The sequence below is a fragment of the Agathobaculum sp. TL06 genome, assembly GCF_054658635.1.
This window is the reverse complement of sequence record NZ_BAAGGY010000010.1, coordinates 35,171-48,407: the sequence shown is the minus strand read 5'-3', so window position 1 is coordinate 48,407 and position 13,237 is coordinate 35,171. Positions and strand designations below refer to the sequence as shown.

Sequence of the window (13,237 nt, the reverse complement as noted above, 5' to 3'; positions counted from 1 at the left end):
TTTCAAGTGGCCTCTTCTTCTTTCCTGGTTTCATAATTGGCGGTCATGGCGGAGAGCAGGGTCTGGTAGATCGCTTCGGCGTTGGATTTGAACGTGCGCTCGAGCAGCGCGGCCTGCGCGCGGTTGACAACATCCATCTCGATTGCAAACACCTGATCCATCTCCATGCGGACCGTCAGGTCGTGCGCCGAGCGTTCGCTCACGCGGGTGCGGATCGCCGCGTCCCGCCGGATCTGCCGCACGACACGGAGCGCGGAGCGCTGCGCCGCCTCGCGGACCGGATACGGGAGCTGCTTTTCAAAAATGCGGGTCGTCTCGCGCCCTTTTTCCGTGATGCGGTACAACGTTTCGCCGCTGTCTGCGACCTCCTCGATATGTCCGGTCGGGAGCATTTCGTAAAAGGCCTCGCTGAGCTCGAAATAGCCGAACCCCTCGTCGCACCAGGTCGTCAGATCGACAATGGCGCTGAAGGAAACCGGAAAGGGGAGCAGATCCATCGCAAAAAGAACGAGGAATTTGATATCCTCTTTGGAGTGGATAAAGCCATAGCGAACCATACAGCGCAGACCTCCTCTTTCAAAAAAATTACTCCTTTAGTATACCCTAAAACGCCCGAAAAAGCAACCGGTCCGGCCGGGCAATTATTTGCCGCCCGGCGGGGAGGCGGTGGCGGCACGTCCGCTTTTGCCGAAAAAACGCACAAATGAAAGACGAACGGATGTACGATTTTTGGAAGCGGAAACGGGAAAAAGCTGTTGAAGAACAGAGAGCAGCGCGGTATAATAAAGTGTCAGATTTTTATGAAATCGAGGGGGAACCGCATGTCGGAAGTTGTTCTGCGCGTTGCGGGCGAGGCGGATGCGCCGGCCATGCTCGCGCTGTATGCGCCCTATGTCATCCAGACCACGGTGTCGAGCGAATATACGCCGCCGTCGCTGGAGGAATTCGTGGGCAGGATGCGCACCTATATGGCAAGGCTGCCGTGGCTGGTCTGCCTGGTGGATGGCGAGGTGGCCGGCTACGGCTATGCTTCGCCGCACCGCACGCGCGCGGCCTATCAGTGGTCGGTGGAGACGTCGATTTATGTTGCGGAGGAATGGCACCGCCATGGAATCGCCGGAGCAATCTACGCCGCCCTGTTTGAACTGCTCGCCATGCAGGGATACTATAACATCTATGTCGGCATCACCTCGCCGAACGAACGCTCCATGAAATTCCACAAGTCCATGGGCTTTATCATTTCGGGCGCCTATCAGGAGAGCATGTACAAATTCGGCCAGTGGCGCGACGTGCTGTGGATGGGAAAAAGCCTGCGCCCGCATGAGGGGGAACCGCAGCCCACCGTACCGTTTCCGGAGATACAGGACAGTCCGCTGGTGGACCGCGTGCTGCGGCAGGCTGAGCAGCGGATCCACCTGTGAAGCCGCGGGACGGGAAAGAGGAGGCCGCCATGGAACCCAATCTGCATGAAAACCACCGCCAGCGCGTATGGGAAAAATTCCGCCGGTTCGGTCTGCAGGTGTTTGCCGACCATGAGGTGCTGGAATTGCTGTTGTTTTTCGCGATCCGGCGCGGCGATACCAACCCGACCGCGCACGCGCTGCTCAAGCGTTTCGGTTCGCTGCACGCGGTGCTGGAGGCGCCGCCGGAAGAGCTTCAGAAGGTAAAGGGCGTCGGGCCGCATACCGCGTCGCTGATCAAGGTGGCTTTCGCGCTGGTCGGCCGGTATCAGGCCGATGTGGCGAAAATGGAGGCGAATGGGGACAAGCTCAACAGCAGCGAACGGATCGGCGCGTTTTTCGTGCCGCAGTTTATGGGGGAGAGCGAGGAGGTCCTGATCGCCGCCTATGTCGACGGCGCCGGCAGGGTAATTAAATGCGAGGAAGCCGGCCGCGGCGGGCGCGCACAGGTCCGCGTGGACTGCGGCAAGATATGCCGCAACGCGCTTCTGAGCGAGGCGGCCGGCGTGGCGATCGCCCATAACCATCCGAATGGGAGAGCGGTCCCGTCGCACGAGGATATCGAGGTGACACGCATGTTGGAACGCTACCTGAACGATATGGACATCGAACTGCTCGACCACTGTATTGTCGCGCGGGGAAAGTATTATTCCATGCGGAAGCAGATGCTGATCGGGCAGGAAAGGAGATAGGGAATGCCGGATTTTCAAATCGTAAGCCCTTACAAAATGGCGGGCGACCAGCCGGAGGCGGTCGCCAAGCTGGTCGAGGGCATCCAGAACGGCCTGACCGAGCAGACCCTGATGGGCGTGACCGGCTCGGGCAAGACCTTCACCATGGCCAATATTATCGAGCAGACCCAGCGGCCGACGCTGGTGCTCGCGCACAATAAAACGCTGGCCGCGCAGCTCTGCACCGAGCTGCGGGAGTTTTTCCCGCACAACGCGGTCGAGTATTTCGTGTCCTATTACGACTATTACCAGCCCGAGGCCTATATCGCCTCGACCGACACCTATATCGAAAAGGACTCGGCCATCAACGACGAGATCGACCGCCTGCGCCACTCGGCTACCTCGGCGCTTTCCGAGCGGCGGGATGTGATTATCGTCTCCTCCGTGTCCTGCATCTATTCGCTGGGCGACCCGATCGACTACAAGAAGATGGTCGTTTCCCTGCGTCCAGGTACGGAGATCAGCCGCGAGCAGCTTATCCACCGCCTGATCGACATCCAGTACGAGCGCAACGACATCGCGTTCGAGCGCAACCGCTTCCGTGTGCGCGGGGACACGGTCGAGGTCTGGCCGGTTTATTCGGATGAGGACGTGGTGCGCATCGAGTTCTTTGGGGACGAGATCGACCGCATCAGCCGCATCAACCCGCTGACCGGCGTGGTGCTGGGCGAGCTGGGACACACCGCGATCTTCCCCGCGAGCCATTACGTCACGCCCAAGGACAAGCTGCAGGCCGCGATCCGCGACCTGGAGGACGAGCTGGAGGCCCGCGTCAAATTCTTTGAGCAAAACGGCAAGCTGATCGAGGCGCAGCGCATCGCGCAGCGCACGCGGTACGATATCGAAATGCTGCAGGAGATCGGCTTTTGCAGCGGTATCGAGAACTACTCGCGCGTGCTCTCGCGCCGCGCGCCGGGCTCGGCGCCGTTCACGCTGATCGACTATTTCCCCAGGGACTTCCTGCTGATTGTGGACGAGAGCCACGTCACCCTGCCGCAGGTGCGCGCCATGTACCACGGCGACCGCGCGCGCAAGGAGAGCCTGGTCGAGAACGGCTTCCGCCTGCCCTCGGCCTACGATAACCGCCCGCTGAACTTCGATGAGTTCAACGAGCGGCTTAACCAGATCGTATATGTGTCCGCGACGCCGGCGGAGTACGAGCTGTCCCGCTCCGGACAGGTGGTTGAGCAGGTCATCCGCCCGACCGGCCTGCTCGATCCCGAGGTGGTCGTGCGTCCGGTCGAGGGGCAGATCGACGACCTGATCGGCGAGATCAACGCGCGCACCGCAAAGGGCGAGCGCATCCTGGTGACGACGCTGACCAAAAAGATGGCCGAGGACCTGACCGCCTATCTGGAAACTGCGGGCATCAAGGTACGCTACATGCACCACGATATCAAGACCATCGAACGGCAGGAGCTGGTACGCGACCTGCGCCTGGGCGTGTTCGACGTGCTGGTGGGCATCAACCTGCTGCGCGAGGGGCTGGATATCCCCGAGGTGTCGCTGGTGGCGATACTGGACGCGGATAAGGAGGGCTTCCTCCGCTCGGAAACCTCGCTCATCCAGACCATCGGCCGCGCCGCGCGCAACGAGCACGGCATGGTCGTGCTGTACGCGGACAGCATCACGCCCTCCATGCGCCGCGCGATGGACGAAACCGAACGCCGCCGCACCCTGCAGGATGCGTTCAACAAGGCGCATGGCATCACGCCCCAGTCGGTGAAAAAGAAGGTGCAGGACGTGATCGAAATTACCTCCAACGTGCCGACGAGCAGCAAGAAAAAGCTGCGCACCAAGGGAGAGCGCCAGCAGGAGATCGCCCGCCTGACCCGCCAGATGAAGGAGGCGGCCAAGATGCTCGAGTTCGAGATCGCCGCCCAGCTGCGCGACCAGATCAAGGCATTGGAGGAAGGCAGATGAGGATTGTCAGTCTGATGGAGGACACCGCGTGCGCGCCGGCGTTTGCCTGCGAGCACGGCCTGAGCTTTTATATCGAGACGAACGGCGCAAAGCTGCTGTTCGACATGGGTCAGACCGGCCTGTTCGTGTGCAACGCGGCGCGGCTGGGCGCCGACCTGGGCGCGGTGGATACCGCCTTTCTCTCGCACGGGCATTACGACCACGGCGGGGGATTGGCGGCGTTCCTGAAAATCAACAGCCGCGCGCCGGTCTATGTGCATGAACGGGCGTTCGAGCCGCATTTTTCGCACAAGCCGGAGGGCGTTAAGGAGATCGGGCTGGACAGCGCGCTCGCGCACAGTCCGCGCCTGCGGCGGGTGAACGGCGTGACACGGATAGACGACGCCCTGACCCTGTTCTCCGATGTTACGGGCGTGGACTGCGTGCCGCAGGGCAACCGCACGCTGTACGAGCGGGTGGACGGGCAATATGTCCCCGACCGCTTCCTGCATGAGCAGAGCCTGCTCGTGCGCGAGGGGGACAAGGCGGTGCTGTTTACCGGCTGCGCCCATCGGGGCGTGGTGAATATCTGCGCCCGCGCCGGAGAGCTTCTCGGCCGCGCGCCGGACGCTGTCGTCGGCGGGATGCACCTGCTCAGTCCGTCCGCCGGCAAAAGCGAGCCGGATGAGGCGATCCGCGCGGTCGCGGCGCGGCTCGCGCAGACGGGCAGCCGGTACTACACCGGCCACTGCACCGGCGCGCATGCGTTCGGGGTGCTGCGCGAAACGCTTGGGGAGCGGCTGGAGTGCTTCGCGGCGGGCAGCGTGGTAGAGATCGGATAGACAGGGGGGGGAGACGGAGTGGTATGCCCATTTTGCGGCGGAAAAACGGTACGCGGCGCGATTTTTGCGCCATATGACAACGCCCATTGGCAGGGCGATGCTGTAACGGGCTGGAAACGCATCATTACAGCGGCAGATGCGGACCGGGTGGAAGTCGCCGCTTCGGAAACATTCGGAACGGGCCGGCCGGCGGCATACTATTGTCGCACCTGTCAGAAGATCATCATAGACCTGACGGAAAAATGGAAAACAAAAGACTAAAATCGGAAGAGTGACTGGAGAAACACACAACGATGCAGGAATTTATCCATGTAAAGGGTGCGCGCGAGCACAACCTGAAAAATATCGATATCAAGATCCCGCGCGACAAGCTGGTCGTGCTGACCGGACTGTCCGGCTCGGGCAAGTCGTCGCTGGCGTTCGACACGATTTATGCCGAGGGCCAGCGCCGCTATGTCGAGTCGCTGTCCAGCTACGCGCGGCAGTTTTTGGGGCAGATGGACAAGCCGGACGTGGACTATATCGACGGCCTTTCGCCCGCGATTTCGATTGACCAGAAGACCACCTCGCAGAATCCGCGCTCGACGGTCGGCACGGTCACCGAAATCTACGACTACCTGCGCCTTTTGTGGGCGAACATCGGCACGCCGCACTGCCCCAAGTGCGGCAAGGAAATCCACCAGCAGACCATCGACCAGATCATCGACCGGCTGATGGCGTTGGAGGAAAAAACGCGCGTCCAGCTCCTTGCGCCGGTCATCCGCGGCAAAAAGGGCGAGCACGTCAAGGTGCTCGAGGACGCGCGCAAGGCGGGCTATGTCCGCGTGCGCGTGGACGGCGAGGTGCGCGACCTGTCCGAGGATATCAAGCTGGCCAAGACCCACAAGCACAACATTGAGATTGTGGTCGACCGTGTGGTCATCCGGCCGGACGCGCGCGGCCGCATCACGGACTCGGTCGAGACCGCGTCCGCGCTCTCGGGCGGGCTGGTCATTGCGGATGTGATCGGCGGCGAGCCGATTGCGTTCTCGCAAAACTATGCGTGCGACGACTGCGGCATCTCGATTGAGGAGCTGACGCCGCGCATGTTCTCGTTCAACAACCCGTACGGCGCGTGTCCGGTGTGTACCGGCCTGGGCATGCAGATGCGCGTCGATCCGGACCGCATCCTCCCCAACAAAAAGCTGTCCATCAGGCAGGGCGCGATCCGCGCGTCCGGCTGGGGCAGCGCCGAGCCGGGGACGATCGCGGGCATGTACTTCACCGCGCTCGGCAAAAAGCACGGCTTCACGCTGGACACCCCGATCGAGGAATTTTCGGACAAGGCGCTGCACGAGCTGCTGTACGGCACCGGAGACGAGCCGCTCGAACTGTCGGTCAGCCGCGTGTCGGGCGGCGTGATGCGCCAGCCGTTCGAGGGCATTGTCGTGAACCTCGAGCGCCGCTATAAGGAAACGTCCAGCGACTATGCGCGCGCCGAGATCGAGGAGTGCATGAGCGAGATTCCCTGCCCCGCGTGCCACGGCCGCCGCCTGCGGCCCGAGGTGCTCGCGGTCACGATCGGCGGGCTGAACATCGCGGAATTCTCGGAAAAGTCGGTCGTCAAGGCGATGGAGTTTTTGCAGACCCTGCAGCTGACCGAGATGCAGCACAAGATCGGCGACCGTGTCATCAAGGAGATCAAGGACCGGTTGGGCTTTTTGCAGTCGGTCGGACTGGAATACCTGACCCTGTCGCGCGCCTCCGGCACGTTGTCCGGCGGCGAGAGCCAGCGCATCCGGCTGGCGACGCAGATCGGCTCGTCGCTCATGGGCGTGCTGTATATCCTGGATGAGCCGTCCATCGGCCTGCACCAGCGCGACAACGACAAGCTGCTGGCGACGCTTAAACGCCTGCGCGACCTGGGCAACACGCTGATCGTGGTCGAGCACGACGAGGACACCATGTTCGCCGCCGACCATATCGTGGATATCGGCCCGGGCGCGGGCCGGAACGGCGGCGCGGTCGTGTTCGAAGGCACGGTGGACGAGCTGCTGCAAAGCGAGCAGTCCATCACCGGACAGTACCTGTCCGGCCGCAAGTGCATCCCCGTGCCTGCGGTGCGCCGCAAGGGCAACGGCAAAAAGCTGACCGTCAAGGGCTGCGCGGTGAACAACCTCAAGCACACGGATTTCACCATCCCGCTGGGTACGCTCACCTGCGTGACCGGCGTGTCCGGCTCAGGCAAGTCCTCGTTCGTCAACGAGATCCTGTACAAAAAGCTCGCCGCCGAGCTGAACGGCGCCAAGACGCGCGCGGGCGCGCACGATAAGTTCGTCGGCCTGTCCTATCTGGACAAGGTGATCGATATCGACCAGTCGCCCATCGGGCGCACGCCGCGCTCCAACCCCGCGACCTATACCGGCGTGTTCAACGATATCCGCGACCTGTTCGCCAAGACCGCGGACGCCAAGGCGCGCGGCTACGGGCCGAGCCGGTTCTCTTTCAACGTCAAGGGCGGCCGCTGCGAGGCCTGCGCGGGCGACGGCCTTTTGAAGATCGAGATGCACTTCCTGCCGGACGTATATGTACCCTGCGACGTGTGCAAGGGCAAGCGCTACAACAAGGAAACGCTTGAGGTGCGCTACAAGGGCAAGAACATCTACGAGGTGCTCGACATGACCGTGGACGAGGCGTGCGAGTTTTTCGCCAACGTGCCGAAGATCGCCCGGCGGCTGGAGACCATGCGCGAGGTCGGGCTGGGGTACGTCAAGCTCGGGCAGTCGTCCACCACGCTGTCCGGCGGCGAGGCGCAGCGCGCCAAGCTCGCCACCGAGCTGTCCAAGCGTTCGACCGGCAAGACCATCTATATCCTGGACGAACCGACCACCGGCCTGCACGTTGCGGACGTACACCGCCTGGTGGACGTGCTGCAGAAGCTGGTGGACGCGGGCAACACCGTGGTCGTTATCGAGCACAACCTGGACGTGATTAAAACCGCGGACTATATTCTCGACCTCGGTCCCGAGGGCGGGGACGGCGGCGGCCGCCTGGTGGCCGCCGGTACGCCGGAGGAGGTCGCCGCGTGCGAAGGCTCCTATACCGGCCAATATCTGAAGCCGGTGCTTGAACGCGGCAGACAGCGCGCGGAGAAGCAGTAAAAAACACCCCCGACACTCTGTCGGGGGTGTTTTGCATGGCAAAGGGATATCAGGCGGGGGCGGCAACCCAAATGCGCGCCGCCAGGCAAGTTCTTTGCGAAGCGGTTTGGCAGTTTGCCGGATGGATGATAAAATTTTGTGCGGGTTTTGTGACATTTTTGTATACTCCCTTGTCCCATATCAATAATTTTGGTATAATAATGTTAATCGAAAATAAATGAGGGAGTTTTATGAAAACCAAACGCTGGGTGATTGCCGCGCTGGACGAGCCGCGCGTGCGCATGCTCGCCCACGATTGCGGCTGCGCGCCGTTGACCGCCGCGGTCCTTTCCGCGCGCGGAATCGATACGGCGCAGGCCGCGGAGCGTTATCTGAGCTGCGACCCCAAAGGGCTGCACGACCCGTTCCTGATGGCCGATATGGACAGGGCAGTCCAGACCGTCCGCCGCGCGCTTGAGAATAACGAGCATATCGTCGTTTACGGCGATTATGATGTGGACGGCATTACGGCGACCTGCATCATGGTGGATTACCTGCGCAGCAAAGGCGCGGTCTGCGAATATTATATCCCGAACCGCCTGAACGAAGGCTACGGCCTTTCGCGCGCGGCCATGGAGCGGCTGTATGACCAGGGGACGCGCCTGCTGATCACGGTCGATTCCGGCATTACAGCGGACGAGGAAATCGCCGCGGCCCGCGCGCTCGGTATGAAGGTCGTGATTACCGACCACCACGAATGCCACGATAGCCTGCCCGAAGCGGACGCCGTCGTGGACTGCAAGCGCGCGGACTGCGGTTACCCGTTCGGCAGCCTGGCGGGCGTGGGCGTGGCGTTCAAGCTGATCTGCGCGCTCGAGGGCGACGCCGGAACCGCGCTTGCCCGTTACGCCGATCTGCTGGCGCTCGGCACGGTAGCGGATGTGATGCCGATTGTCGGGGAGAACCGCATTATCGTCGCGGCGGGGCTGAAAAAGATGGCCGAAACCAGCAACATCGGGCTGGAAATGCTGCTGCGCGAGGCCGGCATGAAGCATAAACGCCTGACCTCCGCTGCGATCAGCTTTGTTCTGGCGCCCCGCATCAACGCCGCGGGCCGGATGGGGCAGGCCGAACTGGCCGCCGAGCTGTTCCTGACGCGCGACCCTGTGCGTGCGCAGACGCTGGCCGCAGAACTGTGCGAACAGAACAAGCGGCGGCAGAATGAGGAAAACCAGATATTGACGCAGGCGCTTGCCCGCCTGCGCACGGAATACAATCCGCTGGAGGATAAGATCATCGTGCTGGCGGGGGAAGGCTGGCATCACGGCGTGATCGGTATTGTGTGCTCCCGCCTGTGCGACCGGTATGGATGTCCGGTCGTGCTGATCGCGCTGGACGAGGATGGGACGGGCAAGGGCTCCGGCCGGTCGGTCAAGGGCTTCAACCTGTTCGAAGCCCTGACCTCGTGCGGGGATTTGCTGCAGCGCTACGGCGGGCATGAGCTTGCCGCCGGGCTGACGGTGGACGCGGCGCATATTGAGGCGCTGCGGGAACGGCTGCGCGCCTATGCGGAAAACCATGTTTCCATGGCCGACCTGATCCCGCAGCTGCATATTGACTGCATGATCGAGCCGGAATGGATCACGCTGGAAAATATCCAGGCGCTTTCCGTGCTCGAACCATACGGCATGCAGAATGAAGAACCGGTATTCTGCATGAAGGATCTGACCGTGGAGGAGATCACGCCTATTTCAAGCGACCGCCATGTCCGGCTGACGCTGGTAAAGGACGGGAAGCGCTGGTCGGCCATGCTGTTCGGCACGGGCGTGGGCGGCTTGGGCTTTGCGCAGGGGAATATGGTCGACGCGGCGTTCCACCTGGAGGTCAACGAGTTTCGGGGCCGGCGCACGGCGCAGCTGACGCTGTGCGACGTGCGGCTGAGCGAATGCGAAAACCTTGCCGACCAAAAGCTGCTCAACCTGTATAACACCTACATGGCGGATGGCCCGCTGACCGCGCGGGAGGCGCGCATCCTGCTGCCCGACCGCAGCGATCTGGTCGCGGTGTGGCGGCATATCGTGTGCCGCGCGGAGGACGGCCGCCTTTCCGTACCCTCCAACGCGCTCTCCCGCCGTATCGCCTGGGAAAGCCGCAGGGAGATCAATATTGGCAAGCTGTTCGTGTGTCTCGATGTGTTTTCCGAGTCGAGCCTGATCAGCTACCATTTCAAAGAGGGGATGCTCAACATCCTGCTCAAGCCTTACGAGGGTAAGGCGGATATATCGGGCTCGGTCGTCCTTGCCACGCTGCAGAGTATGGCGGGATGACAGCCGAGGGGGAAATTATATGCAGAATAAACTGGATTTTTTGATCGAGCGCGTGCAGAAGCAGAATCCGCAGGCGAATATAAAAAAAATCCGCGCGGCCTATGAGTGCGCCTCCGCGGCGCACGAGGGGCAAAAGCGGAAAAACGGCGAGCCGTATATCATCCATCCGGTCTCGGTGGCTGAGATCGTGGTTGAAATGGGGCTGGATACGGATTCGATCTGCGCCGCGCTGTTGCACGACTGCATCGAGGATACGCAGTTCGGCTACAAGGAGATCGAAAACAAGTTCGGCACGCCTGTCGCGGAGCTGGTGGACGGCGTCACCCGCCTGGGTATGCTGCGCTATTCCAAGGAGCAGGAGCAGTTCGAGGACCTGCGCAAGATGTTCCTCGCCATGGCCAAGGATATCCGCGTCATCCTGATCAAGCTGGCTGACCGGCTGCATAACGCGCGCACGTTCCAGTTCCTGCCCGAGCGCAAGCAGCGCGACAAGGCGCTCGAAACCATGGAGATCTACGCGCCGATCGCGCACCGGCTGGGTATGAGCCGCATCAAGTGGGAGTTGGAGGACCTGTGCCTCAAGGTGCTCGACCCGATCGGCTATAACGAGATCGTCGAGGGCCTCAGAGCGCAGAGCGAGCAGCACGAGGAATTCCTCAAGGGGATACAGGAGCGCATCAGCGAGAAGCTGGCGGAGGCGCATATCCATAATACGCTTTCGGCGCGCGTCAAGCATATTTACTCCATTTACCGCAAAATGTACGCCCAGCATAAGACGATCGACGAGATCTATGATATTTGCGCGGTGCGCGTGATCGTGGATACGGTGGCGGACTGCTATAATGTGCTCGGCTATGTGCATGATCTGTATAAGCCTATCCCCGGCCGCTTCAAGGATTATATCTCCACGCCCAAGCCAAACGGCTACCAGTCCCTGCACACCACGGTCATCGGCCGCGCGGGCATCCCGTTCGAGATACAGATCCGCACGACCGAAATGCACAAGATGGCCGAATACGGCGTCGCGGCGCACTGGAAATACAAGCAGGGCCTGGATAAAAAGGGCAACGAGGAGGCTTTCGCCTGGATTCGCCAGCTGCTCGAGGCGCAGCAGGACACCGAGGCCGAGGACTTCATCAAAAATATCAAGGTGGACCTGTTCGCGGACGAGGTGTTCGTGTTCACGCCCAAGGGCGACGTGGTCAACATGCCCGCGGGCGCGACCCCGATCGACCTGGCCTACGCCATCCATTCCGCGGTCGGCAACCGGATGACCGGCGCCAAGATCAACGGCCGCATCGCGCCGATCGACAGCCAACTGAAAAACGGCGACATCGTGGAGATCCTGACCTCCAAGGAGGCGCATGGACCCAGCCGCGACTGGGTCAAGATCGTCAAAACCACCGAGGCGCGCAACAAGATCAAGCAGTGGTTCAAAAAGGAGTGCCGGGAGGAGAATATCATCAACGGCCGCGAGGATCTGGACCGCGAGCTGCGCGCCAACCTGCTGTACAACGGCTTTTACGAGAATGAGGAAGTGCAGAAGAACACGCTTAACAAGTTCTCGTTCAATACGCTCGACGAGCTGTACGCCGCCATCGGCTACGGCGGCATCACGCTAACCAAGGTTATCAACAAGGTGAAGGACGACGTGGGCAAGCTGCGCCGCCAGCGGGAGATTGCGGAGCATCAGAACCAGCCCCATGTCGAACAGCAGCGCCGCACGACGCGCAGCTCGACCGGCGTGGTGGTCGAGGGGATCGACAACTGCCTGGTCAAATTCGCGCGCTGCTGCACGCCGATCCCAGGCGACGAGATTATCGGCTTTGTGACGCGCGGCTACGGCGTGTCCATCCACCGTCGGGACTGCGTCAACGTTCATGTGGCGGAGGATCCGGACCGCTGGGTAAACGCCTGGTGGGACGAGGATCAGGTCACCGCGGACCGTGCGGGCCGGTTCTCGACCGGCCTGCAGATATCGACCCGCAGCCGTATCGGGGTGCTGAACGATGTGACGACGATCTTCGCGGTCTGCAAGATCAATGTGCATGAGATTTCGGCAAGGGACCTGAACGACGGCTACGGCGTGATCAACGCGATGGTCGACGTCGCAGGCGTACACCAGCTGGATAACCTGATCAGCCGCTTGCGGTCGATCAAGGGCGTGGTGGATGTGACGCGCACAGTGGACACGAACTGAGGATTGGGTTGCGGTGTGCAGCCGCGGCCAAGAGGACGCGGAAGGGTTCCGGCAGGCGAAACCTTCCCGCGTTCAGAGCAATAAAAACCGTGATATGGGTTCGCGGTTTTTATGAAAAATGCCGCTCTGCGGCATTTTTCTGTTAGAAGCCGCACGGGGTGTGCGGAATGGAAACGGAGAATAAAAGTTATGAGAGCACTCATTCAGCGCGTGACGCGCGCATCGGTGACGATCGGCGGCGCGGTGCGCGGAGAGATCGGGCAGGGCTTTCTGGTCCTGCTGGGCATCACGGATGGAGACACGGCGGACGACGCGGTTTATCTGGCCGACAAGACGGTTAAACTGCGGGTGTTCACGGATGAGAACGACAAGATGAACCGCTCGCTCGCGGATGTGGGCGGCGGCATCCTCGTGGTATCGCAGTTTACCCTGTACGGGGATTGCAAAAAGGGAAACCGGCCGAGCTTTACCGCCGCGGCGCGGCCTGAAACCGCGATCCCGCTGTACGAGGCGTTTATCGCGCGCTGCCGGCAAAGCGGCCTGCCGGTCGAGACCGGCGAGTTCGGCGCGGATATGAAGGTCGACCTGTGCAACGACGGGCCGGTCACACTATGGATGGACACCGCGCAGATGCGGTGAGGGAAAGGAGAACCAGC

At 61.7% G+C, this 13,237-nt stretch carries 11 protein-coding genes; 10 read left to right on the top strand and 1 reads right to left on the bottom strand.

What is annotated here, in order from left to right:
- Positions 1 to 2: 2 nt before the first annotated feature.
- Complete coding sequence (locus ACYQ3S_RS07465) at positions 3 to 557, bottom strand: DUF4364 family protein (RefSeq protein ID WP_459688229.1); 555 nt, start codon at positions 555 to 557, stop codon at positions 3 to 5.
- 264 nt (positions 558 to 821) lie between these two features.
- Between ACYQ3S_RS07465 and ACYQ3S_RS07460 the strand changes: the two genes are divergently transcribed.
- The 10 genes from ACYQ3S_RS07460 (at position 822) to dtd (ending at position 13,220) form a co-directional block, all read left to right on the top strand.
- A complete protein-coding gene (locus tag ACYQ3S_RS07460; RefSeq protein WP_459688228.1) occupies positions 822 to 1,421 on the top strand; it encodes an N-acetyltransferase family protein in 600 nt (199 codons plus the stop codon).
- Between the two features lie 29 nt (positions 1,422 to 1,450).
- Complete coding sequence (locus ACYQ3S_RS07455; protein WP_459688226.1) at positions 1,451 to 2,152, top strand: JAB domain-containing protein; 702 nt, start codon at positions 1,451 to 1,453, stop codon at positions 2,150 to 2,152.
- Between the two features lie 3 nt (positions 2,153 to 2,155).
- Positions 2,156 to 4,114 (top strand): excinuclease ABC subunit UvrB, encoded by a 1,959-nt coding sequence (gene uvrB / locus ACYQ3S_RS07450; RefSeq protein ID WP_459688224.1) that lies wholly within the window; start codon positions 2,156 to 2,158, stop codon positions 4,112 to 4,114.
- The gene (locus ACYQ3S_RS07445) at positions 4,111 to 4,935 is read left to right on the top strand and encodes an MBL fold metallo-hydrolase (protein ID WP_459688222.1); all 825 of its coding nucleotides are present in this window, start codon (positions 4,111 to 4,113) and stop codon (positions 4,933 to 4,935) included. The genes uvrB and ACYQ3S_RS07445 overlap by 4 nt, the downstream gene beginning before the upstream one ends.
- 18 nt (positions 4,936 to 4,953) lie before the next feature.
- Positions 4,954 to 5,196: a PF20097 family protein gene (locus ACYQ3S_RS07440; protein ID WP_459688221.1), complete on the top strand. Its 243-nt coding sequence runs from the start codon at positions 4,954 to 4,956 to the stop codon at positions 5,194 to 5,196.
- Positions 5,197 to 5,228: 32 nt separating this feature from the next.
- Positions 5,229 to 8,075 (top strand): excinuclease ABC subunit UvrA, encoded by a 2,847-nt coding sequence (gene uvrA, locus ACYQ3S_RS07435; protein ID WP_459688219.1) that lies wholly within the window; start codon positions 5,229 to 5,231, stop codon positions 8,073 to 8,075.
- Positions 8,076 to 8,110: 35 nt separating this feature from the next.
- Positions 8,111 to 8,296, top strand: coding sequence for a hypothetical protein (locus ACYQ3S_RS07430; protein ID WP_459688217.1), 186 nt, complete (start codon positions 8,111 to 8,113; stop codon positions 8,294 to 8,296).
- Between the two features lie 9 nt (positions 8,297 to 8,305).
- Positions 8,306 to 10,381 (top strand): single-stranded-DNA-specific exonuclease RecJ, encoded by a 2,076-nt coding sequence (recJ, locus tag ACYQ3S_RS07425; protein WP_459688216.1) that lies wholly within the window; start codon positions 8,306 to 8,308, stop codon positions 10,379 to 10,381.
- Between the two features lie 19 nt (positions 10,382 to 10,400).
- Positions 10,401 to 12,581 (top strand): RelA/SpoT family protein, encoded by a 2,181-nt coding sequence (locus tag ACYQ3S_RS07420; RefSeq protein ID WP_459688214.1) that lies wholly within the window; start codon positions 10,401 to 10,403, stop codon positions 12,579 to 12,581.
- 189 nt (positions 12,582 to 12,770) lie between these two features.
- Positions 12,771 to 13,220, top strand: a complete 450-nt coding sequence (dtd, locus tag ACYQ3S_RS07415; RefSeq protein ID WP_459688212.1) for a D-aminoacyl-tRNA deacylase — start codon at positions 12,771 to 12,773, stop codon at positions 13,218 to 13,220.
- The last annotated feature ends 17 nt before the right edge of the window (positions 13,221 to 13,237 follow it).

What these genes read in the sequence shown, in the direction of transcription:
- ACYQ3S_RS07465 (WP_459688229.1), bottom strand. Translation starts at nt 557, where the DNA reads ATGGTTCGCTATGGCTTTATCCACTCCAAAGAGGATATCAAATTCCTC.
- ACYQ3S_RS07460 (WP_459688228.1), top strand. Translation starts at nt 822, where the DNA reads ATGTCGGAAGTTGTTCTGCGCGTTGCGGGCGAGGCGGATGCGCCGGCC.
- ACYQ3S_RS07455 (WP_459688226.1), top strand. Translation starts at nt 1,451, where the DNA reads ATGGAACCCAATCTGCATGAAAACCACCGCCAGCGCGTATGGGAAAAA.
- uvrB (WP_459688224.1), top strand. Translation starts at nt 2,156, where the DNA reads ATGCCGGATTTTCAAATCGTAAGCCCTTACAAAATGGCGGGCGACCAG.
- ACYQ3S_RS07445 (WP_459688222.1), top strand. Translation starts at nt 4,111, where the DNA reads ATGAGGATTGTCAGTCTGATGGAGGACACCGCGTGCGCGCCGGCGTTT.
- uvrA (WP_459688219.1), top strand. Translation starts at nt 5,229, where the DNA reads ATGCAGGAATTTATCCATGTAAAGGGTGCGCGCGAGCACAACCTGAAA.
- ACYQ3S_RS07430 (WP_459688217.1), top strand. Translation starts at nt 8,111, where the DNA reads ATGGCAAAGGGATATCAGGCGGGGGCGGCAACCCAAATGCGCGCCGCC.
- recJ (WP_459688216.1), top strand. Translation starts at nt 8,306, where the DNA reads ATGAAAACCAAACGCTGGGTGATTGCCGCGCTGGACGAGCCGCGCGTG.
- ACYQ3S_RS07420 (WP_459688214.1), top strand. Translation starts at nt 10,401, where the DNA reads ATGCAGAATAAACTGGATTTTTTGATCGAGCGCGTGCAGAAGCAGAAT.
- dtd (WP_459688212.1), top strand. Translation starts at nt 12,771, where the DNA reads ATGAGAGCACTCATTCAGCGCGTGACGCGCGCATCGGTGACGATCGGC.